The organism is Brooklawnia cerclae (genome assembly GCF_011758645.1).
Lineage (GTDB): Bacteria > Actinomycetota > Actinomycetes > Propionibacteriales > Propionibacteriaceae > Brooklawnia > Brooklawnia cerclae.
Genome location: NZ_JAAMOZ010000004.1, coordinates 108,768 through 130,776, shown reverse-complemented (window position 1 = coordinate 130,776; position 22,009 = coordinate 108,768). Strand labels below are relative to the sequence as shown.

General features: G+C 68.0%; 19 protein-coding genes. 9 read left to right on the top strand and 10 right to left on the bottom strand.

Annotated features, from left to right (window positions below):
• Positions 1 to 68 precede the first annotated feature (68 nt).
• The 8 genes from FB473_RS16435 to FB473_RS16400 all read right to left on the bottom strand — a co-directional run bounded on the left by FB473_RS16435 (position 69) and on the right by FB473_RS16400 (position 8,051).
• A complete protein-coding gene (locus FB473_RS16435; RefSeq protein WP_167171480.1) occupies positions 69 to 1,265 on the bottom strand; it encodes an acetate/propionate family kinase in 1,197 nt (398 codons plus the stop codon).
• A 367-nt stretch (positions 1,266 to 1,632) separates the two neighbouring features.
• Positions 1,633 to 3,696, bottom strand: a complete 2,064-nt coding sequence (pta, locus tag FB473_RS16430) for a phosphate acetyltransferase (protein WP_167171477.1) — start codon at positions 3,694 to 3,696, stop codon at positions 1,633 to 1,635.
• Positions 3,697 to 4,056: 360 nt separating this feature from the next.
• Complete coding sequence (serC, locus tag FB473_RS16425; RefSeq protein WP_167171473.1) at positions 4,057 to 5,136, bottom strand: 3-phosphoserine/phosphohydroxythreonine transaminase; 1,080 nt, start codon at positions 5,134 to 5,136, stop codon at positions 4,057 to 4,059.
• A gap of 360 nt (positions 5,137 to 5,496) precedes the next feature.
• Positions 5,497 to 5,943 carry a 50S ribosomal protein L9 gene (gene rplI, locus FB473_RS16420; RefSeq protein ID WP_167171470.1) on the bottom strand — a complete coding sequence of 149 codons (447 nt, stop codon included), beginning with the start codon at positions 5,941 to 5,943 and terminating at the stop codon, positions 5,497 to 5,499.
• A 17-nt stretch (positions 5,944 to 5,960) separates the two neighbouring features.
• A complete protein-coding gene (gene rpsR / locus FB473_RS16415) occupies positions 5,961 to 6,200 on the bottom strand; it encodes a 30S ribosomal protein S18 (protein WP_167171467.1) in 240 nt (79 codons plus the stop codon).
• Positions 6,201 to 6,321: 121 nt separating this feature from the next.
• The gene (locus FB473_RS16410) at positions 6,322 to 6,849 is read right to left on the bottom strand and encodes a single-stranded DNA-binding protein (RefSeq protein WP_167171464.1); all 528 of its coding nucleotides are present in this window, start codon (positions 6,847 to 6,849) and stop codon (positions 6,322 to 6,324) included.
• Positions 6,850 to 7,001: 152 nt separating this feature from the next.
• Positions 7,002 to 7,289, bottom strand: coding sequence for a 30S ribosomal protein S6 (gene rpsF, locus FB473_RS16405; protein WP_167171459.1), 288 nt, complete (start codon positions 7,287 to 7,289; stop codon positions 7,002 to 7,004).
• Positions 7,290 to 7,646: 357 nt separating this feature from the next.
• Entirely contained in the window at positions 7,647 to 8,051 is a 405-nt protein-coding gene (locus tag FB473_RS16400) for a rhodanese-like domain-containing protein (RefSeq protein WP_167171456.1), read from the bottom strand.
• Positions 8,052 to 8,123: 72 nt separating this feature from the next.
• Between FB473_RS16400 and FB473_RS16395 the strand changes: the two genes are divergently transcribed.
• Positions 8,124 to 8,777 (top strand): isochorismatase family protein, encoded by a 654-nt coding sequence (locus tag FB473_RS16395; RefSeq protein ID WP_167171452.1) that lies wholly within the window; start codon positions 8,124 to 8,126, stop codon positions 8,775 to 8,777.
• On the opposite strand, the gene FB473_RS16390 is transcribed toward FB473_RS16395, so the two are convergent.
• A complete protein-coding gene (locus FB473_RS16390; protein WP_167171448.1) occupies positions 8,768 to 9,892 on the bottom strand; it encodes a LacI family DNA-binding transcriptional regulator in 1,125 nt (374 codons plus the stop codon). The genes FB473_RS16395 and FB473_RS16390 overlap by 10 nt on opposite strands.
• Positions 9,889 to 11,844: a heparinase II/III family protein gene (locus FB473_RS18540; RefSeq protein ID WP_208390877.1), complete on the bottom strand. Its 1,956-nt coding sequence runs from the start codon at positions 11,842 to 11,844 to the stop codon at positions 9,889 to 9,891. Before FB473_RS18540 ends, FB473_RS16390 begins: the two co-directional genes overlap by 4 nt.
• 193 nt (positions 11,845 to 12,037) lie before the next feature.
• Between FB473_RS18540 and FB473_RS16380 the strand changes: the two genes are divergently transcribed.
• The 8 genes from FB473_RS16380 to FB473_RS16345 all read left to right on the top strand — a co-directional run bounded on the left by FB473_RS16380 (position 12,038) and on the right by FB473_RS16345 (position 21,947).
• Positions 12,038 to 14,038: a DUF2264 domain-containing protein gene (locus FB473_RS16380; RefSeq protein WP_167171441.1), complete on the top strand. Its 2,001-nt coding sequence runs from the start codon at positions 12,038 to 12,040 to the stop codon at positions 14,036 to 14,038.
• A 42-nt stretch (positions 14,039 to 14,080) separates the two neighbouring features.
• The gene (locus tag FB473_RS16375; RefSeq protein ID WP_167171438.1) at positions 14,081 to 15,385 is read left to right on the top strand and encodes an ABC transporter substrate-binding protein; all 1,305 of its coding nucleotides are present in this window, start codon (positions 14,081 to 14,083) and stop codon (positions 15,383 to 15,385) included.
• A gap of 77 nt (positions 15,386 to 15,462) precedes the next feature.
• Positions 15,463 to 16,398 carry a carbohydrate ABC transporter permease gene (locus tag FB473_RS16370; protein ID WP_167171435.1) on the top strand — a complete coding sequence of 312 codons (936 nt, stop codon included), beginning with the start codon at positions 15,463 to 15,465 and terminating at the stop codon, positions 16,396 to 16,398.
• On the top strand, positions 16,395 to 17,297 hold the full coding sequence (locus tag FB473_RS16365) for a carbohydrate ABC transporter permease (RefSeq protein WP_243864067.1): 903 nt from the start codon (positions 16,395 to 16,397) through the stop codon (positions 17,295 to 17,297). The genes FB473_RS16370 and FB473_RS16365 overlap by 4 nt, the downstream gene beginning before the upstream one ends.
• 3 nt (positions 17,298 to 17,300) lie before the next feature.
• Positions 17,301 to 18,017, top strand: coding sequence for a DUF624 domain-containing protein (locus FB473_RS16360; RefSeq protein ID WP_167171430.1), 717 nt, complete (start codon positions 17,301 to 17,303; stop codon positions 18,015 to 18,017).
• Positions 18,018 to 18,104: 87 nt separating this feature from the next.
• A complete protein-coding gene (locus tag FB473_RS16355) occupies positions 18,105 to 19,229 on the top strand; it encodes a glycoside hydrolase family 88 protein (RefSeq protein WP_208390876.1) in 1,125 nt (374 codons plus the stop codon).
• A 10-nt stretch (positions 19,230 to 19,239) separates the two neighbouring features.
• Positions 19,240 to 20,175, top strand: a complete 936-nt coding sequence (locus FB473_RS16350; RefSeq protein ID WP_167171424.1) for a fumarylacetoacetate hydrolase family protein — start codon at positions 19,240 to 19,242, stop codon at positions 20,173 to 20,175.
• The gene (locus FB473_RS16345; protein WP_167171421.1) at positions 20,172 to 21,947 is read left to right on the top strand and encodes a beta-galactosidase; all 1,776 of its coding nucleotides are present in this window, start codon (positions 20,172 to 20,174) and stop codon (positions 21,945 to 21,947) included. Before FB473_RS16350 ends, FB473_RS16345 begins: the two co-directional genes overlap by 4 nt.
• The last annotated feature ends 62 nt before the right edge of the window (positions 21,948 to 22,009 follow it).

Genomic DNA, 22,009 nt, shown 5'->3' with positions numbered 1-22,009 from the left:
CCCGCGCCGGTTGGTGCGACCACGAGCATCCCGAGCTCCCGCACGAGGAGAACGCCTCTGCCCGGCGGTCAGTTCGCAGCCAGCAGCTCGACCGACTGGCGGGCCATCGCCAGTTCCTCGTTCGTGGGGACGACCAGCACAGCGACCTTCGAGCCGGGCGTCGAGACGAGCCGGGCCTGCTTGCTACGCACCTTGTTGGCTTCCTCGTCCAGCTCGACACCGAAGATGCCCAGCCGGGCGCACACCTCGCTGCGCACCTCCGCGGCGTTCTCGCCCACGCCCGCGGTGAAGGTGATCGCGTCCAGGCCGCCCAGCAGGGTGGCGTAGCCACCGATGTAGAAAGCAAGACGGTGGGTGTAGACGTCCATGCCCAGACGCGCGCGCTCGTCACCGGCGTCGATGGCGGCGCGGACGTCGCGCATGTCCGTGTGGCCGGTGAGGCCGAGCAACCCCGACCTCTTGTTGAGTTCGGCGTCCACGGCGTCCACGTCCATGCCGAGCTCCCGGTGAAGGTAGCCCATGACGCCCGGATCGATGTCACCGCTGCGGGTGCCCATCACGAGGCCGGCGAGCGGCGTCAGCCCCATGGAGGTGTCGATGGCGTGACCGGAGTCGACGGCCGAGATGGACGCTCCGTTGCCGAGATGGCAGACGATCTGCTTGAGGTCGTCGCGTCCCAGGAACTTGGCGACCTCCTGGCTGACGAACTGGTGGCTGGTTCCGTGGAAGCCGTATTTGCGCAGCCGGGTCTTGCTGGCCAGTTCGGTGTCGAGGGCGTACGTGTAGGCATCGGCGGGCAGGTTCACGAAGAACGCGGTGTCGAAGATTCCGATGTGGGGCACGTTGCCGAGCAGCTTGCGGGCGGCCTTGATGCCGGCGATGCCCGGGGGGTTGTGCAGCGGAGCCAGGGGAGACAGCTCGATCAGCGTGTCGACGACCTCGTCGGTGATGAGTGTGGGAGCGGCGAACCGATCTCCGCCGTGCACGGTGCGGTGGGCGACGGCGATGGTGGCGTCCAGGTTGGGCCCGTGATCGCGGAACATCTGGAAGACGCCAGCGAGGGCGGTCTCGTGATCGGGCAGCTGCTGGTCGATGTGGTATTCGCCGGGCTCACCGGTGAGCACCTCGTGGTCGATCGTCCCGGGCTTCGTGTCGCCGATCTTCTGGACGAGCCCCTTGGCGAGCAGTTCCTCGCCTTCGGTGTCGATCATCTGGTACTTGATGGAGCTTGATCCACAGTTGAGGACGAGGATCGGCTTGGGCATGGTGGATGGGACCTCCGCTTGGCGAGTTTGCGCAGGGTCAGCCTAGCGCCTCGCCGCTCAGTGGCGGACGCGCGCTCGTCCCGTAGGCAGGGGCGGGGTTCCGTCGTCCGGTCAGTGCACGGGGCCGTGACAAATCTTCCTCAACTGCGTTCGGGGCGCAAGCCTCGCGAACCCACCCTCCACGCAGATCGGCCCGGGGTCCTCATCGACATCGGTGCTTGTCAATGAGGACCCCGGGCCGAAGACGCGGCCGTTCGCCAGCCGCGCTCACAAGCTCGCCGGGCTTGTTGAGACTTTCGTTCTTTCGACGGGCTCAAGGACCGGGCTGTCGCGCGTCGAGCCTCGTCGAGGCGTCCGACCAGCTGGGTCAGATGCCCATCTGCGCCTGGATCGCGGTGATCGCGACGGTGTTGACGATGTCGGGCACCAGGGCACCTCGTGACAGGTCGTTCACCGGCTTGTTGAGGCCCTGCAGCATCGGGCCGATCGCCACGGCCCCGGACGTGCGCTGCACGGCCTTGTAGGTGTTGTTGCCCGTGTTGAGGTCGGGGAAGATGTAGACCGTCGCCTGGCCCGCCACCTGCGAGTCGGGCATCTTCTGCCGGCCGACAGTGGGATCCATCGCGGCGTCGAACTGGATCGGCCCCGCCACGGCGAAGTCCGGCTGGGTGGCCTTGACCAACTCGGTCGCCTCGCGGACGGCGTCCACGTCCTCGCCGAAGCCCGACGTGCCTGTCGAGTACGACAGCATGGCGACGCGCGGATCGATGTCGAACGCCTTGGCAGTGGCGGCGGTGGCGATCGCGATGTCGGCGAGCTGCTCCGAGGTCGGGTTCGGGTTGACCGCGCAGTCGGCGAACACCAGCACCTGATCGGGCATCGCCATGAGGAACGCGCCGGAGACGACCTTGCGTCCCGGCTTGGTCTTGATGAACTCCAGAGCCGGGCGAATCGTGTTCGCCGTCGTGTGCGCGGCGCCCGACACCATGCCGTCGGCCATGCCGAAGTGGACCATCATCGTGCCGAAGTACGAAGGATCGGTCATCTTCTCGCGGGCCTGCTCGATGGTCACGCCCTTCTTGGCGCGCAGTTCGGCGTACTTGGCCGAGAACTTCTCCACCAGTTCGGGATCGCTCATCGACTGGATCTGGGCGCCCGCGATGTCGAAACCGAGCCGGGCCGCGTCCTGCTTGACCTGCTCGGGCTCGCCCAGCAGGACGATGTTCGCGACGTTCCGCTTGAGCAGGATCGAGGTGGCCTCCAGGATCCGGGCATCGTCGGCCTCGGGGAGGACGATGGTCTTCTTGTCGGCGCGGGCCTTCTGCATCACCTGGTACTCGAACATGCGCGGGGTACGCAGCTGGGCGCGTGGCAGATCGAGGGCGGCGACGACGGACTCCTCGTCCACGTGCTCCTGGAAGAGGCTCAGTGCCTCGGTGAACTTGCGGGCCGACCCGATGACCGTGCCGTGCGTGTCGTGCAGTTCGGTCGCGGTGGCGAATGTTCCCTTGTCGGGGACCAGACCGACGGGCACGGAGACACTGAGGCCGTCGAGCAGCTTGCCGACCGAGGCCGGGATCTCGTAGCCACCCACCAGGAAGATGGACGCGAGGTTCGGGAACGTGTCGGAGGAGTGCGCCAGCAGCAGACCGGGAAGCAGATCGGTACGGTCGGAGGCGACCACGACCGAGGACTCCGGCTCGAGCCGGTTGAGCACGTTCGGCAGAGTCATGCCCGCGACCACCACGCTCAGCGACTCGCGGTCGAGGTTGTTCTCGTCGCCGCGCCACAGCTGCGCGCCGAGCCGGTCGAACTGCGCCCGCACCGAGGGGGCCGCGAGCAGCGCGCTCTCGGGGATCGCGGCGCTGACCCCGTGGTCGATGGCGGCGAGCCCCGCCTTCACGGCGTCCAGGTGCTCGGGGTCCACGCGGTTGGCGATGACGCCGATCACCCTGTCGTGCTGATCCTCGAACGACCGGATCGCGTGCTCGGCCGAGGCGACGACCTCGTCGGCATCGCGCTCGCGGCCGCTGACGACCAGCAGCACCGGAGCATTCAGGTTCGCGGCGACGCGGGCGTTGAACGCCAACTCGGTGGGTGAGGCCACGCCTTCGTAGTCGCTGCCGATGACCACGAGCGCGTCGTAGCGGTCCTGCAGCGCACCGTACTGTTCGATGATCTGGGTGAGGGCTTGCTCGGGATCGTCCTCGGTCTGTCGGACCGTGAGCCCGACGGCTTCGTCGTAGGTCTGGTCGATGCCGGTTTGTGCGAGCAGGGCCTGGGCGATGGTGTCGTGGTCACCGATCACCATCGGGCGGAAGATGCCCACGGATTTGACCTGGCGGGATAGGGATTCGATGAGCCCGAGGGCGATGGCGCTCTTGCCGACCAACCCCTCGGGCGATGCGATGTAGACGCTCTTGTTGGTCACGCGTCTGAATTTACGTGCAATCGCTGTGCGCCACGCCGCGTCCCATGCAATCCGGGTTGTCGGAGGCCATGCAACCCGGATTGACAAGGTCCGGTTCGGGTGTGGCTCGGCGTGCTCCCGGCCCCACCGTGCGAGAGCCGCGTTCACCGGCGGTCGGGTGAGACCTGCGATCGTGCAGTGTCGACGCCGAGGGCCTCTGCGAACGCGAAAATCTGACGCCAGATCACGATCTGGGCTCTGAAAGAGACGAAAATGCGATCTGGCGTCAGATTCTTGCGTGCTCCGCCTTGGATGGTGCGAGCCGCGGGCATCCCCGACTCGGTGGAGGACGACGGGCTTCCCGTCGCGGCCAGGTTTGCCTCAGCCGTGAGTACGCTCGAAGTCCTTCATGAAGGCGATGAGCGCCTGCACCCCTTCGATCGGCATGGCGTTGTAGATGGACGCGCGCATGCCCCCGACCGACCGGTGCCCCGCGAGGTTGGTGAGACCGGCCTGCGCCGCGTCCGCCACGAACTGCTTGTTGAGGTCGGGGTTCGTCATGAGGAACGGAACGTTCATCCAACTGCGGGACGCGGGCTCGACCGGGTTGGAGTAGAAGCTCGAGGCGTCGATGAAGGAGTAGAGCGTCTCGGCCTTCAGGCGATTGCGCCCGGCCATTCCCTCCAGCCCACCCTGGGTCTTCACCCACTCGAGGATCTTGCCGAGCAGATAGATCGAGAACGTGGGGGGTGTGTTGAGCATCGAGTCGTGCTCGGCCATCAGCTTGTAGTTCCACACCGAGGGGGTGTCCGTGCGGGCGCGATCGAGCAGGTCGTCGCGCACGATGACCACGGCCATCCCGGCAGGGCCCATGTTCTTCTGCGTCCCGGCGAAGATGACGCCGAACTTCGACACGTCGATGGGCCGGGACAGGATCGTCGAGCTCAGGTCTGCCACGAGCGGGACGTTGCCGGTCTCGGGGATGTACCCGAACTCGACACCACCGATCGTCTCGTTGGGGGTGTAGTGCAGGTAGGCCGCGCCGGGCGTCGCCGCGAAGCTGCCCGCATCGGGCGCACGGGTGTAGCCGGAGGCCTTCTCGTCCGCGACGACGTTGCACGTGAGGTCGAACTTGCGCGCCTCGGCCAGCGCCTTGTCGCTCCACGAGCCGGTGAGGACGAAGTCGACGCTGTCGCCGGGAGCCGTGAGGTTCAGGGGGACGACGGCGAACTGGCCGTACGCGCCGCCCTGCAGGAACAGCACCGTGTAGTTGCTCGGGATCGACATGATCTCGCGCAGCAGGGCCTCCGTCTCGGCGGCGCAGGCGACGAAATCACCGCCCCGGTGCGAGACCTCCATCACCGACATTCCACCCTTCCAGTCGAGGAGCTCGGCCTGGGCGGATTCGAGCACCTCGATCGGCATCATGGCTGGACCAGCGGAGAAGTTGTAGACGCGCACCCGTCGATCCTGCCACGCTGGTCAGGCTGGTGCCATTGACAACGGATGGTGGGACGCGTCCGCACGCGGTGTCGTGGCACCCGACGGATGCGCGACCATCGTCCGGCACCGCGGGTGAGGCCGACCAGAAGCCGTGGCTCCCGCGAGCGAAATCAGCTCCCGCGCCCGAAATCTCGCTCGCGGGAGTTGATTTGGCGCGCGGATACGGCACGAATCGACGTACAGCCGGCCAATGACGACGACCAGGACTGATGACGACCAGGACGCGTCACATCGTGCGACGATCCGGGCGCAAGAAAACTCCAGGCCCTGCCCGACATGGAGACGGGCAGGGCCTGGAGTTCGTTCGACGCGGGTGGGTCAGGCGGTGACGACCTCGACCGGCACGTGGGCGGTCACGGCGTCCGTCAGCCTGACGGCGACGGTGTGCGTGCCCGCGGCCTTGATCGGCTTGGTGACCTTGACGGCGCGCTTGTCGATGGCGGGTCCGCCGGCCTTCTTGATCGCCTGGGCGACCTCGTTGGTGGTGACGGCGCCGTAGAGCTTGCCGGTGCCGTCGGCCCGGGCCGAGATGGTGATCTGCAGGCCCTCGAGCTGGTCGCGCACCTGAGCGGCATGCTCGTTGTCACGGATCTGCTTGGCGGAGCGTGCGCGCTGGATGCCCTCGATCTGCTTGGCGGTCCCGCGGTTGAACGGGATCGCCAGATGGCGGGGCAGCAGGTAGTTGCGGCCGTAGCCGTCCTTGACCTCGATGACGTCGCCGGGCGCACCCAGGCTGTCGATCGACGCGGTCAAAATGAGCTTCATGTCAGCGTCCCTTCTTGTCAGCGAGCGGTGCTCGTGTAGGGCAGCAGGGCGAGCTCGCGGGCGTTCTTCACCGCGATCGCGACCTTGCGCTGATCCTGGACGCTGAGGCCCGTGACCCTGCGTGCACGGATCTTGCCGCGCTCCGAGATGAACTTCCGCAGCGTGGCGGTGTCCTTGTAGTCGATGTTCGCGACCCTGACCGCCTTGACGGGGACGATCTTGCGCTTGCTCTGGGGCTTGCGCTGTGGACCGGCCATTGTGGTGCTCCTTTGTCTAGCGGGGATCTCCGTCCCCTGAGCCCGGTTCTCACCGGAATGTGCCTTGTGGATGTGTGATTGCCGCGTCGGCCGCGCTGAGGCTGCCGATCAGGCGTGTCGATCAGAAGGGAGGTTCCTCGCTCTGGGCGTTGGCCCACGGATCGTTCATGGCGCCTCGGTTGGACGACTGGTTGCCGCCGCCCGAGTTCCAGTTGTCGCCGGATTGGTTGGCGCCACCCTGACCGCCACCTTGGCCGCCGCCCTGCCAGTTACCGCCGGAGCCGGACGACGTCCGGGCGACCTTGGCGGTCGCATAGCGCAGGGAGGGGCCGACTTCCTCGACCTCGACCTCGAAGACCGTACGGCGGTTGCCCTCGCGGTCGTCGTAGCTGCGCGACTTCAGGCGGCCCTGGACGATCACTCGCATGCCCTTGGTCAGCGTCTCGGCCACGTTCTCTGCCGCCTGTCGCCAGATCGAGCAGTTGAGGAACATGGTCTCGCCATCTTTCCACTCATTGTTCTGCCGATCGAACGTGCGCGGCGTCGAGGCGACCGTGAAGTTGGCCACCGCCGCCCCCGAGGGGGTGAAGCGCAGGTCGGGGTCGCTGGTCAGATTGCCGATCAGCGTGATCTGGGTGTCGCCAGCCATCTGTTCCTCCGATACGAGTGTGTGCGGGAACCTTCGTCGGCCCGTTGCTCCAAGCGTGCCAGCCTGCGCTGACACATGGGACCCGGGCTGTGGAAAAGTCCCTCCGAACGCGGCCCGCCGGAACCGGCAGGAGACGCGCCGAGGGGGCGTCCCTACTTGTCGGTGCGCATCACCTTGGTGCGCATGATCTGCTCGTCGATCGTCATCAGACGATCCATCTCGGAGACGACATGCGGCTCGGCCGTGACGCCGAGGACCGCATAGATGCCTTCGGGCTTCTTGTTGATCTCGTAGGCCATGCGGCGCCGACCCCAGATGTCCTGGCCGTCGACGGTGCCTTCACCAGCGGTGATGGTCTTCAGATGCTTCTCCAGCAGAGCAGGCACCTGGCGCTCGTCGACGTCGGGGTCGATGATGACCATGATCTCGTATTTGCGCATACGCTAACTCCACCTCCTTCGGACTGGACGGCCGCGGGTCTTTCCCGTGGCAGGAGGGCGAATGCCGTGCTCTGGACGCGGGCGCGCCAAGAACACGAGGGACAAGTCTACCGGCGGGTTTCCCCAAAGTCGAAACGTCGCCGATACCCCTTCGACAGGCTCAGGGGTCCCTTCGGCAGGCTCAGGGGTCCCTTCGGCAGGCTCAGGGGTCCTTCGACAGGGCTCAGGGGTCCCTTCGACAAGCTCAGGGGTCCTTCGGCAGGCTCGCCGATACCTCTTCAACAAGCTCAGAGGTCCTCCGGCAGGGCTCAGGGTCCTTCGACAGGGTTCAGGGTCCTTCGACAGGCTCGGGGGCTCTCAGCGAGGCGGCCCCGGGATGAGCACCTGACCGTCGCGTACCCAGCCGAGGAGACCGCCGGCCAGCGTGTGGGCGTTGAAGCCCTCGTCCCGTAGCAGGTGGGCGATCGCCCCGGCATGGGCCGGGCTCGCGCTCACCACGATGACGGCCCGATCAGGGGTCTCCGGGTCGAGCATGGCGAGCGGATCGCGTCCCCAGATGGCCTCCAGGGGAGAGCTGCGCAGGTCGTTGATCGGCACCAGCCGCGCCCCCGGCAGGTGCCCACGCTCGTATTCGGCGCGGGTACGCACGTCGATGACGACCCCGCCGGAGGCGAGCAGCGAGAGCGCCTCGGTCACCGGCACGGCGGTCTCGTCCGCGGGGGACGAGCCCCCCGCGCGGCCGAAGATGTCCCGCAGTCCCATGAGCCAATCTCACCACCCGGCGCGGCCTTCGCGCTACCGGGGGGCACATTGACCGGAGGATAGGCTTTCGTCGTGAGTCCGATTCCCGACCTCGAAGCGTCGGCGCTCCTCGTGGTGGACGCGCAGGCCGGCGTCGCTGCGGGCATGCCCCGCGCGGACGGCGTGATCGCCGTCATCGCAGGCGTCGTCGATCGTGCCCGCCTCGCCGGGGTGCCGGTCGTGTGGCTTCGACGCACGGACGCGGACCTGCGCGTCGGTGAGCCCGGCTGGCAGGTGGTCGACGCGCTCGCCCCGGAGCCCGCCGAACAACTGGTCGACCATGCCTGGGACGATGCCTTCGCCGACACCGACCTGGCCCATGTCGTCTCGGTCGTGCTGGAGGCCGGGCACTGCTGGATCGTCGGCCTCGGATCCGACGCGGGGGTGCTCCGCACCTATCTGGGGGCCCAGCACCGCGGACTGGCGGTCACGCTGGTCGAGGACGCGCACTGTGCGGCCGATGTGGAATTCGACGGCTGTCGTTTCTCGGCGCGGCAGGTGGCCGCGTTCGTCAACCGGCTGGCGTGGCGCGACGTGTCTCCCGGCGTGACCGGCGACCTCGTGTCGTCCGCCACGATCGAGTTCGCCGACGACGGCCTCGACGACACCGAACTCATCGCCCGCGCGGAGGAGGAGACCGCCGCGATCGAGCAGGCGCTGGACGACCGGCCGGACGGTCAGTCCTGAACGCGCGTCGCCGGGCCGGTCGAGTCGCGGACCTGGAGCTTCGGGGTGACCACGATGCGGTGGGTCGGCAGGTGGGCGTCGTCCATGCGGCTCGCGAGCAGCCACATCGCGGCACGCCCGATGGAACTGCGTGGTGGGCGCACCGCCGTGATCGCCGGGCTGAACAACCCGGCGACCTCGTCGTCGTAGGCGACGATCGACAGATCCCCGGGAACGTGCAGGCCCTGGTTCTGGCACTGCTGGACGATGGCGATCGCCTCGGGATCGGCGTGGACGAGCAGGGCGGTCGTGCCTGACGACAGGCATTCGTCGATGATGTCGCCGATCACCGGGTCGGCGTCGAGCGACTGGCGCCGCGCCACCATGCGATCGACGACCCCGGAGACGTCCAGCCCACACTCGGCACTGGCCTGGATCCAGCCACGCCGGACGTGGGGCCCGGTGGGACTCTGTTCGCTGAGGACGAGCCCCACCCGTGTGTGGCCGAGATCCACGAGGTGCCGCACCGCTGCCATCGCGCCCGAGGCGTGGTCGGACACCACCGATTCCATCGGCTGGTCATGAGGGGGAACGGTGGCCTGCCGTTCCACCAGCACGGACGGCACTCCGGTGGTCACGAGCCAGTCGAGCATCTCGGCCGCTCTGGGTGAGTCCATGTTGGGAGCGAGCAACAGTCCGCCCACGCGTGCCTGGTCCAGCAGATGCTCGATCTGCGTCTGGTCGTCGTCGTTGCCGTAGGACGAGCCCCGCAGCACGGTGTGCAGTCCTCGTGAACGCGCTTCTTCCTCGGCCCCGCGGACGATCTCCGGCCAGTAGTAGTCCAGTGAGGGGACGATCATGCCCACGCTGGTCGACGTCGGTGTCCGAGTGGCCACGACGGGAACCGCGGGTTGGATGGGGATGGAGGCGTCCCTGATGAGCTGGGCGCCGCCGTGCACCCGATGGACGAGCCCCTCGTCGGCCAGCTGCGCGAGATCGCGCCGGATCGTGATGGACGACACCCCCAGCGCGTCCGCGACGTCGGCCACGCGCACGCTGCCCTGCTGGGTCAGCGCCTGGAGCAGGTAGACGCGACGGCTGCCGGGAAGGAGGCCGTTGTGTGGTTCGAGTGTCATGCTGTCGTCCCCCGTCTGCTGGTGGCTCGTCCATGGGCGGTCTCGCGGATGCTCACCGTGCAGGTGCCCGCCGTGCTGCGGCCCAGGGTCACGGTGGCGCGGACGAGCTCGGGCCCCCACACCTCCGACAGGAGGGGGTCGTCCAACGCCTTGACCTCGATCGAGAAGGTGCCGGCCGATGCCTCCACCTCGACCGTCCCGGCGTCCTCCAGCGCATGGACGAGCAGGCTTCGGTCGCCCGTCTGCTCGACGGCGCCGGCCAGTACGAGATGGAGGACGCAGGCCGGCGCGAGGGGGTCCGCGTCCAGCTGCCAGGTATCGGTGATCGTGACGATCCCGAACTCGCGGTCGAGCGCGGAGGTGCGCCGCCACGATCGAACGCCGGCCTCCGGGTAGCACAGGGCGAGATCGAGGGTGAGTGAGGTCGTGGACGCGCCCGCCACGGCCCGTACGTCGCGTGCCGCGTACCGCACCCCGGCGGGCTGGGCGACGCCACGGATCTCGGGGACGCCGTGCCAGGAACTCTGCATCGTCCAGATGCCGTAGCGGTCGGGACCGAACGTCTGGGCGGTGTAGGTGGGCCGTCCGGCGTCGACGAGCACCGGTACGCCGCCCAGGGCGACCACCACGCTGCCGACGTCGTTGTGGTTGTGGTGTTCACCGTTGTTCCCGCCCTTGGCGGCCAACGTCAGGCCCGCGGTGCTGCCCGCAGTCGGCCGCGCCATCAGCACCTGGATCGAAGGGAGCCAGACGTCGCGCGGTAGGGGCGAGGTCATGGGTGGCGACCGCAGCCACTCCGGATCGGTGAGCGCACCGAGCAGTCGGCCGAGCCCCAGGGCTTCAGAGGCCAGGGCGCCCGCGGTGTCGCGGTGGGCGACGGCGTGGGCTCGGGCCAGGTCGTCGCCAACCCGCAGGGCCGCCTGGTGAACGGCCTGCCACGGCTGCTGATCGGTCGGGCGTGCCTGGCCGTCGGCCACGTTGAGGTACCAGTCGTCGCCCAGGTGCATCCGGTGCGGGAAGGCGACTGTGGCACGGAGGGCGGGCACCTGTGACACCGCGTCGAGGCGGCCCCCGGTGGCGTGCGCGAGCAGGCCGAGGGCCTCCAGGGCACGGCAGGCGCCGTTCCACCAGTAGGAGTAGCCCTCGTCGGTGGCGCCGTCGGGGGGCAGCGCGGCCACGTAGCGGTCGAGGCCTTCGACGACCAGGCCGATGACGCGGTCGCGGGCCGGCGACGGCTCCATGAGGGCCAGGGCCGCTACCAGTACGTTGCCGTGGATCCAGGGATTCCAGTTGTGGACGTCGCCGTCGAGCCCGATCCAGTGCCAGTCGCGTCGGGTGAGGAACGGGTCGATGACCCGTAGAGCCGCTTCGTGGCGGATACGGGCACATACGCCCGGGACGTGCTCGTCCAGCTCGCGGCCCAGCAGATGATCGATCCAGGCGAGCTGGGCGACCACCTCGCCTGCACCGAGATCGAGAAAGGGCGACGATGCGGTGGGAAGGACGGCTCCGTGTCGCCGGTGCGTGTCGTCGTGTGCGGGCCAGCACCACGAGCTCTGCTCGCAGAGCAGGATCACGCCGTCGGCCACCTCGTCGAGCCATTCGGGGGCCAGGGTGGTGGCGGCTGCGACCGCCGCGCGGCTGAGCCGGCGTTGCCGCGCGAACACCGTCTGCTCGTACTCGTCGCGGTCGCCGTCACGGAAGTATCGCGCGTACTGGGTGGCGCGTGGGATGGGCCAGGGGCGGCCGAGATCGTCGTCGGCCCGGCTCATGATCGCGGCGAGAGCGTTCTGGTCGGCGGAGCCCACGGTGGGGGCCCATACCGCGCGATCGTCCGCGGGCGGTATGGGCAGGCTCTCCTCCGGGGCGAGCAGGATGCCGTCCAACCAGTCGGGAGACCGCGGAGCCCACAGCTCGGCGAGCGGGCCGATGAAGCGCGGATTGTCCGCCACGGTCACCCCTTTCGTCAAACGAACGACATTGTTCGATCCTGATCGTATCAGAACGGTTGGATACGCTGAGAAACGTCCGATATTGACTCCGAGAGGATCGTTTGTGTACAGTTTACGAACACGGACGCCTAAATGATCAATATTGATCATAAGTTCGAACTCACGGATGAGCAACGGGCCAAGAGGACGTGACATGGAAGCCAACGAAGGCAGATCGCTGTCGAGCCGGTGGGGACGTCCCGAGCTCGTCGCGTTCGCCGATCGTCTTGTCACCGCGGTTCGTCCGTACGCATCTCCCGGCCATTCGATGATCGTCCTCCCGGGGCCCGAGGGCGGCTACGGTCGCCGGGTCGACGGCCTGGAGGGCTTCGCCCGAACCTTCCTGCTGGCCGGCTTCCGCCTCGCGGGGGAGCGTGGCGCCGATCCCGACGGTCTGGCCGACTGGTACGCCCAGGGGCTTGCCACGGGCACCGACCCCTCGTCCCCCGAGCGCTGGCTGCGCATGGATGAACACCCGCAGGCGAAGGTGGAGGCGGCCTCGATAGCGCTGGTGCTCGACCTCACGCGTCCCTGGATCTGGGATCGCCTCGATCCGGTGGTTCAGGAGCGGGTCGTCGCGTATCTGTCCCACGTCGTCGGCGACGACACCTATCCCCGGATCAACTGGGTCTGGTTCCGCCTCGTGGTGCAGACCTTCCTCCGCTCGGTCGGCGGACCGTTCTCGCTCGGCGAGATGGCCGAGGACCTCGCCACTCACGACGGCTTCGCGCGTGCCGGCGGCTGGATGGCCGACGGCCGAGAGCGTTCCTACGATCACTATGTCGGATGGGCCCTGCACGTGTACCCGACCTTGTGGGGCAGGATGGCGGGCGCCGAGGAATTCGCCGCGCCGCGACGCGAGCACGACACCGCCATGCTCGACCGCTACCTCACCGACGCGATCCACCTGGTCGGCGGCGACGGGTCGCCGCTCATCGAGGGCCGCAGCCTGGCATACCGGTTCGCGGCGGCCGCTCCTTTCTGGACCGGCGTCATCGCGGGCGTGCCCTCGGTCCCCGCCGGGCAACTGCGGCGGGCGGCCACACGGATCGTCCAGCATTTCGCCGCCCGCGGGGTGCCGGACGACGCGGGCCTGCTCTCGACCGGGTGGTTTCGCCGGTGGCAGGGCCTGGCCCAGGCGTACTCGGGGCCCGGCTCGCCCTATTGGGCCAGCAAGGGATTGCTCGGCATCGCGCTGCCCGCCGACCACCCCGTGTGGGAGGCGCCCGAGATCCCGCTTCCCGTCGAGCGTGCCGACACCCTTCGCGTCGTGGAAGCGCCCGCGTGGATCGTCTCCGGCACCAGGGAGGACGGTCTGGTCCGGGTGATCAATCACGGCACGGATCATGCCGAGCCCGGGGCGATGTGCGGCGACTCTCCCCTGTACGCCCGCCTCGGCTACTCCACGGCGACCTTCCCCCTGCTCGACGTGGCGAGTTGGGTCTCGCCCGTCGACCAGAGCGTCACCCTGCTCGACGCCGATGGCATCGCCACCCACCGAGCGGGCATGGAGGTGCTCGATCTGGGTATCGCGGACGCCCCTGTCCCGATCGCCTGGGCGGCCTCGCGGTCCTCCGCCCACTGGCTCGATCCCGATCCGGTGCAGCAGAACCACGGCTACGGCTACACGGGCGAGGCACACCCGGCAGGCGTGCTGACCGTCGTGTCGCTCGTCCGGGACAGGTGGGAGGTACGCCTCGTCCGCATCGACTCCCTCGCGGGTGACGCGGCGACCACGTTGCGGATCGGCGGCTGGCCCGTGTCGGGGGACGAGTCCCGGATCGCCGGGACGACCGGCTCGGTGCGCACCGGCCGAACCGCTTCGGTGTCGGACGGGTGGCTCGTGTCGAGGATCACGGGTGTCCTGGGCGATACGAGGCCCGGAATCGACTCACGAACCGGCGCGAGCCCGCTCGGTGAGTTCAGCTGCACACCATGGACGGCCCTGGACCCGGTACCCGGTGTCTGGATGGGCGTCCTGATCGAATTCTTCGCCAGCACGAACGCTGGCGATGAGGGCACCTGCACGGTCGAGGAGTTGACCGAGGCCGGTGCCAGCCTGGCGATCCGTATCCAGTGGCCCGATGGGGTCACGACGGACACCAGGGCTCGGATCGGCCGGTCATCAGAACAACCGACGGCCGGCGGACGATAACCCCGGGCTCGATGCCCGGACCCAACTTCAACAGGAGTAGCAATGAGGCGATTCCCACTGATGATGGCCACGGCGGCGGTCACGTTCGCCCTGGCCCTGTCCTCGTGCGGCGGCGGCGAGTCCTCCGGCGATGGCAGCGAGGCGACCGGCACGCTCACCCTCGCCGGCTGGAGCCTTGCCAGCACGCCCGAGTTCCAGACGCTGGCCGACGCCTTCAACGCCACCGATCCGAAGTACAAGGTGGAGGTCAAGGAGTACCAGGACGGCAACAACTACGACACCCAGATGGTCGCCGACCTGGCGGCCGGCACCGCTCCCGACATCTATGTGCAGAAGAACCTGAAGAACTTCTACACCTACCAGGACGGCGAGCAACTGCTCGACGTCTCGGACGTGGCCACGGAGCTCTCGGACGAGACCGGCGGCCTGGACGCGTACGAGGTCGACGGCAAGACATGGGCGATCCCTTACCGTCAGGACGCCTGGGTGATCTTCTACAACAAGGATCTGTTCGCCAAGGCCGGTGTCGCCGAACCCGACGGCACCTGGACCTGGGACGACTACGTCACCGCCGCGGAGCAACTGACCGCGGCTCTGGGGGCCGACGGTGCGCAAGGTGCCTATCAGCACAGCTGGCAGTCGGTCGTCCAGGGATTCGCGCTCGCGCAGACCCCGGGCGCCGACCTTCTCAGCGGTGACTTCAGCTACCTCACGCCGTACTACGAGCGTTCATTGGCGCTGGCCGATGCCGGGGCGATGCCCGACTACGGCACGGTCACCACGAACAAGCTCACCTACCAGGCGCAGTTCGGCAAGCAGAAGGCGGCGCTCCTGCCGATGGGCACGTGGTACATCGCGACGCTGATCGCACAGCAGGCGAGCGGTGACGCCGACGCGTTCGAGTGGGGCATCGCACCCGCCCCGCAGTACGACGAGAGCACCACCGGTACCGACAACGTCCCGGTGACGTTCGCCGACCCGACCGGGCTGGGCATCAACCCGGCGCTGGACGAGGACAAGGTCCAGACGGCCAAGGATTTCCTGGCGTTCGCCGCGGGTCCGGATGGGGCCAAGGCAATGGCCGGCATCGGCATCACTCCTGCTCTCACGTCCGATGACGTCGTCGACACGTTCTTCGCGACCGACGGTGCACCGACCGACGAGTTGTCGAAGTTCGCATTCTCGACGCACGAGGTCAAGCCGGAGAACCCGGTGTCGGAGCACACCGCCGCGATCCAGAACCTGCTCAACGAGACGCATTCGGCGATCCTCTCCAAGAGCGTCACGGTGGACGAGGGCATAGCCGATGCCGAGCAGCGCGCGCAGGACGAGGTCCTCAACAAGTGACCCGAGTGCGGCGCGACGGTGGCGGGGCCAGCGGTTCCCGCGGTCCCGCCACCACGCTCCCGACCAGGAGGCCGAACATGTCCGAATCCAGTGTCGCAATCGCCCGTCCGACCGGTGCCGTCGGCACCCGCGGTCCGCTCCGACGCCTGTGGCTGCGAAATGCCCTTCAAGGATGGGGTTTCATTCTGCCGAACTTCGTAGGGTTCGCGCTGCTCACCATGGTGCCGGTGGTCACGCTCTTCTACTACGCGTTCACGAGTTGGAACGCGTTCGGCAAGGCGAAGTTCACCGGTGTGGAGAACTTCGTCCGCATGTGGAACGACGGCAGCTTCTGGACCGCGCTGTGGAACACCGTCTACTACACCGCCTTCCACATCCCGCTCACGCTGGTGGTCTCGCTGGGGCTGGCCCTGCTGCTGAACCGCAGGATCCGGGGCCTGGCGTTCTTCCGGACCGCCGCCTTCTTCCCCTACATCACGTCCATCGTCGCCATCGCCGTGGTGTGGAACACGTTGTTCAGCCCTGACTACGGGCCGATCAACCAGTTCCTGCGTGCCATCGGAATCGACAACCCACCCGGTTGGACGGCGTCGGCCACGTGGTCGATGCCGGCGGTGATCATCGTCGGAACCTGGCGTGAGATGGGCTATTACATGCTGCTCTTCCTCGCGGGGCTCCAGACCGTTCCCCGTGAGCTGTACGAGGCTGCGCGGGTGGACGGCGCGAACCGCTGGCAGCAGTTCTGGGGCGTGACGCTGCCGATGCTGCGTCCCACCACGTTCTTCGTCACCGTGATGCTGACGATCGGCAGCTTCAAGGTCTTCGACCTGATCCTGGTCATGACCGAGGGCGGCCCGGGACAGTCGACCCTCGTCCTGTCGCAGTACATCTACCAGAAGGGGTTCTACGAGAACGACTTCGGGTACGCGTCAGCTGTCTCCATCGTCCTGTTCGCGATCTGTATCGCGGTCACGGTCATCCAGTTCCTCTACAACAAGCGGAAGGACGCATGATGGCGGTCGTAGCCGAAGCCCCCGACATCGATCTGGCCGCAGTCCTCGACGGCCCCCCGCGCGACCACAACCGCAGCCGCGTGAGCCTGGTGGGGAGAATCCTGCTCTACGTGGTGCTGGTCATCGCGGCCGCCCTGGTGCTCCTGCCGTTCTACTGGATGGTGGCTTCGTCCCTGAAGACGAACAACGAGGTGTTCACCGTGCCGGTCCAATGGTGGCCGTCGGTGCCCCAGTGGGAGAACTACGTCACTATCTGGGTGAAGTCCGACATGCTCACATGGCTCAAGAACACGCTGTTCCTGTCGGTGGTCGTGACGGCTCTTCAGGTGTTCACCGGCAGTTTTGCCGCGTACGGCTTCTCCAAGACCCGCTTTCCCGGTCGGGACGTGCTCTTCCTCGCCTACATCGGGACGATCGCCGTGCCGTGGCAGTCGTACATGATTCCGCAGTTCATCCTGTTCTCGAAGCTGGGGCTGTCCAACACGCTGTGGTCGATCGTCGCTCTGCAGGCCTTCGGCGCCTTCGGTGTCTTCCTGATGAAGCAGTACTTCGACACCATCCCCGAGGAACTGAGCGAAGCCGCGCGCCTGGACGGGCTGAGCGAGTTCGGCATCTACCGGCGGATCATGATGCCACTGTCGGTGCCGGCCATCGCGAGCCTCACGCTGCTCATGTTCGTCACCACGTGGAACGACTTCCTCGGTCCCCTGGTCTATCTGCGCAGCCCTGACCTGTGGACCATCCAACTCGGCCTGCGCACGTTCATCTCGCAGTACAACGCGGAGTACGCGCTGATCATGACCGGCTCGGTGCTGTCGGTGCTGCCGATCCTGATCGTGTTCCTTCTGGGGCAGCGTTACTTCCTGGAAGGCATCGCGACCTCCGGGATGAAGGGCTGACAGATGCGCCGATTCGCTCAACACGCCTTCCCCATGATCTTCGGCACCGTGTATCTCGGGCTGATGACCAGTCTCCTCGTCGTGGTGGTCACGCTGCCGGCCGTGGCCGTGCTGCTCGCCACCGACCTGGCTGTGACGTGGCCGGTTCTCGCGCTGCTGTGCCCGCTGGTGGCCCCGGCGCTGTCCGCGGCGTTCGCGGTGTTCGCCGCTCACGAGCGGGACGGGTCGGCCGACGTGGTGCGCACGTTCTTCAGCGCGTGGTGGAAGGGCCTGGGCCGGTCGCTGGCCATCGGTGGGGTCGCGACTCTCGTCGTCGCGGCGTTCGCCGCCGACATCGCGTTCTTCTGGGGACACCGCGCGGGTGCCGTGGTGATCCCACCGCTGGCCACCGGGATCGTCGTCGCCCTGGCCGTGTTCCCCATGGTCCTGGTCGTCCGGCAGGAATGCCCGCAGGCCGGGATCCGCGACGTGGTGAAGGCCGCGGTGTTCGTCGTAGTCCGGCGCTGGTATCTCACCGCAGTCTCGTTGGCGGCGCTGGGCGTGCTGGCGGCACTGGTCGTCAGGGCGCCGGCGCTCGGGCTGGGCATCGCGCTGGCCCCCGCCCTGTACGTGGTGCGGGCCAACTGCCACCGCTCGCTCGTCGGGGTGGCTCACGCCGCGCACGCGGCGTCCGGCCCTCTACCGCCCGAACCCGGCGTCCCCGTCGTGGACGTCCACTGACCCCTGCGCGGCATCATGCCGGCTCAAGAGAGGACTCTGCCGATGACAGCTAGTCAGGCACTGATCGTGCCTTCCCGGGAAGGTGCGTTGGCAACCGCGTTGGCGACCGTCGATGCCAACCTGGCCCCTTTCGCACATGGCTACCCGGACGACACGACCGTGGACGGCCGATACCGCTCTCGTCCGGCCACCGCCGAGTTCCCGGAAGGAGCCAATCGCGGCTGGACGACCGGATTCTGGCCGGGGCAGCTCTGGCTCGCCTGGGAGCTGACCGGTGAGGAGCGATACCGGGCGGCGGGGCTTCGGCACATGTCCGACTTCGCCCGACGGGTCGCCGAGGGGATCGATCTGCACACCCACGACCTGGGATTCCTCTACACGCTGTCGTGCGTCGTGCCGTACGAACTGCTGGGGGACGACAGCGCTCGCCGAGCGGCACTGCTGGCGTCCGACCATCTGATGAGCCGCTACGTCGAGCCCGCGGGAATCATCCAGGCATGGGGAGACCTGAGCGACCCCGACCAGCAGGGCCGGGCGATCATCGACTCCCTCATGAACATGCCCCTCCTCTACTGGGCCTCACGCGTCAGCGGGGAGGATCGCTATGCCCGGGTCGCAAGGACTCATGCCGGCCGGTTGCGCGACACGATCATCCGCCCCGACGACTCGACCTTCCACACCTTCTTCTTCGACACCGTGACGGGCGAACCGCTGAGAGGGGCGACCCAGCAGGGGTACGCCGACGACTCATGCTGGGCGCGAGGCCAGGCCTGGGGCATCTACGGCTTCAGCGTCAACTACCGGCACACCGGCGACGAGACCTTCCTGCAGGCTGCCGAACGGTGTGCGGCGTACTTCCTCGACCACTTACCCACCGACCAGGTGGCCTACTGGGATCTCGTCTTCAGTGACGGCAGCGGGCAGCCCCGTGATTCGTCTGCCGCGGCGATCGCGGCCTGCGGCCTTCTCGAGTTGGGCTGTCACGTGGCCGGCGATCGAGCGGACCGGTATCGAGCCGCGGCCGAGGCGATGGTCGATTCGCTGGCCGCCGGGTACGCGCCCGCGCCCGGCACATCGGACGCGCTCCTGCTGGGTGCCGTCTACGACATGCCCAAGCTGATCGGTGTCGACGAAGGCTGTCTGTGGGGCGACTACTTCTACCTGGAGGCGCTCGCCAGGATCGCCCGGCCGCAGTGGCATCCCTACTGGTGAGGCGGACGCGATGCACCTGGTGAGATTCGATGACGGAGCCGGGCCGAGGTTGGGCTGCCTGCTGGACGGGCCCGGTGGGGCCCGGGTGCTGGACGTGAGCCGCGTCCTGCCTGAACGACCGGCCGACGTGGGTGAGCTGTTCGCCCTGGGAGACTCGGCGCTGGCGTCGGTGCGGGCGGCCGTCGCCGAGGCCGACCCCGGCCTGGTCGTCCCCCGCGACACAGCACGGCTACTGGCGCCGGTGGCGCGGCCGGGCAAGATCCTGTGTGTCGGGTACAACTACCGGGGTCACACCTCGGCCGACGACCGGGGCTCGGAGGACGGCCGGGCACCGGAGTTCCCCGACATCTTTGCCAAGACCCCCAATGTGCTCATCGGGCCGGGCGAGCCGATCCTGATACCCCCGACCACCACGCAGGTCGACTACGAGGCCGAGCTCACGGTGGTGATCGGCCGCCGGGGACGACAGCTGACGCCGGAGCAGGCGCGCGATCATATCGGCGGCTACACGATCTTCAACGACGTGAGTGCCCGCGACTGGCAGGGGCGCGGCAGCCAGTGGCTGTTGGGCAAGTCGTTCGACACTTTCGGCCCTCTCGGTCCCTCGGTGATCACCAGCGACGAACTCGACGGCACCGGCCCGCTGGAGGTGTCCGCCAGTTGCAACGGCGAAGTGACGTTGCGTAGCGACACCAGCCGGATGTTCCGCGACCCGGCCTGGCTCGTCTCGCACATCAGCCAGGCGATGACGCTGGAGCCGGGCGACCTGATCGCCACCGGCACTCCCCAGAAGTTCGCCGGAGCACTCGCCCACCAGAGCTGGCTGCGGCCGGGCGACAGTGTGTCGATCACCATCAGCGGGCTCGGCGCGCTGACCAATCCCGTCGCGGCGATGCCACCCGAGTCCCTCGGCCATCCGGTCGTGGACCGGGGGACTCCGCGGTGAGCACGTTCCGCCTGGGCGAGCGGGACTTCCTCCTCGACGGCGAACCCTTCCGGATCCTCTCCGGGGCCCTGCATTACTTCAGGGTGCACCCCGCGTACTGGGCCGACCGGATCCACAAGGCCAGGCTCCTGGGACTCAACACGATCGAGACGTACGTCGCCTGGAACGCCCACGAGCTGGTCCGGGGGGAATGGTCGTGGGACGACGGCCTCGATCTGGGCCGGTTCCTCGACCTGGTCGCGGCCGAGAAGATGCATGCGATCGTCCGGCCGGGCCCCTACATCTGCGCGGAATGGGACAACGGGGGACTCCCGGGCTGGCTGTCGGCCGATCCCGACGTGAGCGTCCGCCGGTCGGAGCCCCGCTACCTTGCCGAGGTGACGCGCTACCTGCAACGGGTTCACGAGGTCGTCGCTCCTCGTCAGATCGAGCGGGGCGGGCCCGTCGTCCTCGTCCAGATCGAGAACGAGTACGGCGCCTACTCGGACGACGCGGACTACCTGCGCACGCTGGTCGAGGTGACGAGACGAGCCGGCATCACAGTGCCCCTGACCACCGTCGACCAGCCTCAGGACGACATGCTGGCCGCGGGTTCGCTGCCGGAGCTCCATCGGACGGCGTCGTTCGGCTCGCGGTCGCGGGAACGGCTCGCCACGTTGCGGCGTCATCAGCCGGGTGGGCCCCTGATGGTGATGGAGTACTGGGACGGTTGGTTCGATGACTGGGCCGGGCCTCACCATGTCACCGACGCGGGTGAGGCGGCGCGCGACCTGGACGACCTGCTGTCGACCGGCGCCTCGGTCAACCTCTACATGTTTCACGGCGGCACGAACTTCGGGTTCACCAGCGGCGCCAACCACCACGAGTCCTACGCGCCCATCGTCACGAGCTACGACTACGACGCGCCGCTGGACGAGGCCGGTGATCCGACGGCCAAGTACTGGGCATTCCGCGAGGTCATCGCCTCGTACACCGAGATTCCTGAGGAGCGTCCGGCACCCCCGCACCCCGCACCGGCTCTGACAGGCTCCTTCGATCAGGTCGCCGATCTTGCCCTCGTGGCCGAACGGTTGGGCCACTGGACACGGCACGAGGATCCCCCGACGATGGATGCCCTGGGCCGGTTCCGGGGGCTCACGTACTACCGCACCCGCGTGGATCCCGTCCGCCCGGCGAGACTGGAACTCGGCGAGGTGCGCGACCGGGCCCTGGCGTTCGTCGACGGCGCGCCGGTCGGCTCGTGGACGCGAGGGGACGCCTGCGCGATCGATCTCGCCCCCGGCTCCGCTGAGATGACCCTGCTGGTGGAAGACCTCGGGCGGGTCGACTACGGCCCGCTGATCGGGGAACCGAAGGGCGTCATCGGGCCTGCGAGGCTGGAGGGGCGCATCCACGGAGGATGGGAGGCGCTGCCGGTTCGGCTGGAGCTGTTCGATGAACTCCTGGAAGCCGTCGGCTTTGTCGCCACCGGTGGGAAGGCGACCCCATTCGGCGTCCCGGTGTTCCGGATCGGGACCATCGTGGTGGACGAGCCCGCCGACCTGTTCCTCGACACCGCCGGGTGGGGGAAGGGATCGGTGTGGATCAACGGGTTCGCGCTTGGTAGGTTCTGGCATGTGGGTCCGCAACGAACCCTCTACGTCCCGGCCCCGATCCTGCGACCAGGGGCCAACCAGGTGCTCGTACTGGAGCTCGAACCGGGTCCCGGCCCCGCGCTCAGGACCGTACCCCACCCCGTCCTGGGGGGAACGGCCCCGGTGAATCATGCGTGATGGCCGACGTCCCCCGACCCCGGGCCGGCGCCGCCACCGAGCACGTGCAGATCGCATCCCGA

What these genes read in the sequence shown, in the direction of transcription:
- FB473_RS16390 (WP_167171448.1), bottom strand. Translation starts at nt 9,892, where the DNA reads ATGACACTCGAACCACACAACGGCCTCCTTCCCGGCAGCCGTCGCGTC.
- FB473_RS16380 (WP_167171441.1), top strand. Translation starts at nt 12,038, where the DNA reads ATGGAAGCCAACGAAGGCAGATCGCTGTCGAGCCGGTGGGGACGTCCC.
- FB473_RS16350 (WP_167171424.1), top strand. Translation starts at nt 19,240, where the DNA reads ATGCACCTGGTGAGATTCGATGACGGAGCCGGGCCGAGGTTGGGCTGC.
- FB473_RS16400 (WP_167171456.1), bottom strand. Translation starts at nt 8,051, where the DNA reads ATGGGACTGCGGGACATCTTCGGCCGCGCGGGGGGCTCGTCCCCCGCG.
- rpsR (WP_167171467.1), bottom strand. Translation starts at nt 6,200, where the DNA reads ATGGCCGGTCCACAGCGCAAGCCCCAGAGCAAGCGCAAGATCGTCCCC.
- FB473_RS16410 (WP_167171464.1), bottom strand. Translation starts at nt 6,849, where the DNA reads ATGGCTGGCGACACCCAGATCACGCTGATCGGCAATCTGACCAGCGAC.
- FB473_RS16365 (WP_243864067.1), top strand. Translation starts at nt 16,395, where the DNA reads ATGATGGCGGTCGTAGCCGAAGCCCCCGACATCGATCTGGCCGCAGTC.
- rplI (WP_167171470.1), bottom strand. Translation starts at nt 5,943, where the DNA reads ATGAAGCTCATTTTGACCGCGTCGATCGACAGCCTGGGTGCGCCCGGC.
- rpsF (WP_167171459.1), bottom strand. Translation starts at nt 7,289, where the DNA reads ATGCGCAAATACGAGATCATGGTCATCATCGACCCCGACGTCGACGAG.
- FB473_RS16370 (WP_167171435.1), top strand. Translation starts at nt 15,463, where the DNA reads ATGTCCGAATCCAGTGTCGCAATCGCCCGTCCGACCGGTGCCGTCGGC.
- FB473_RS16435 (WP_167171480.1), bottom strand. Translation starts at nt 1,265, where the DNA reads ATGCCCAAGCCGATCCTCGTCCTCAACTGTGGATCAAGCTCCATCAAG.
- FB473_RS16375 (WP_167171438.1), top strand. Translation starts at nt 14,081, where the DNA reads ATGAGGCGATTCCCACTGATGATGGCCACGGCGGCGGTCACGTTCGCC.
- FB473_RS16360 (WP_167171430.1), top strand. Translation starts at nt 17,301, where the DNA reads ATGCGCCGATTCGCTCAACACGCCTTCCCCATGATCTTCGGCACCGTG.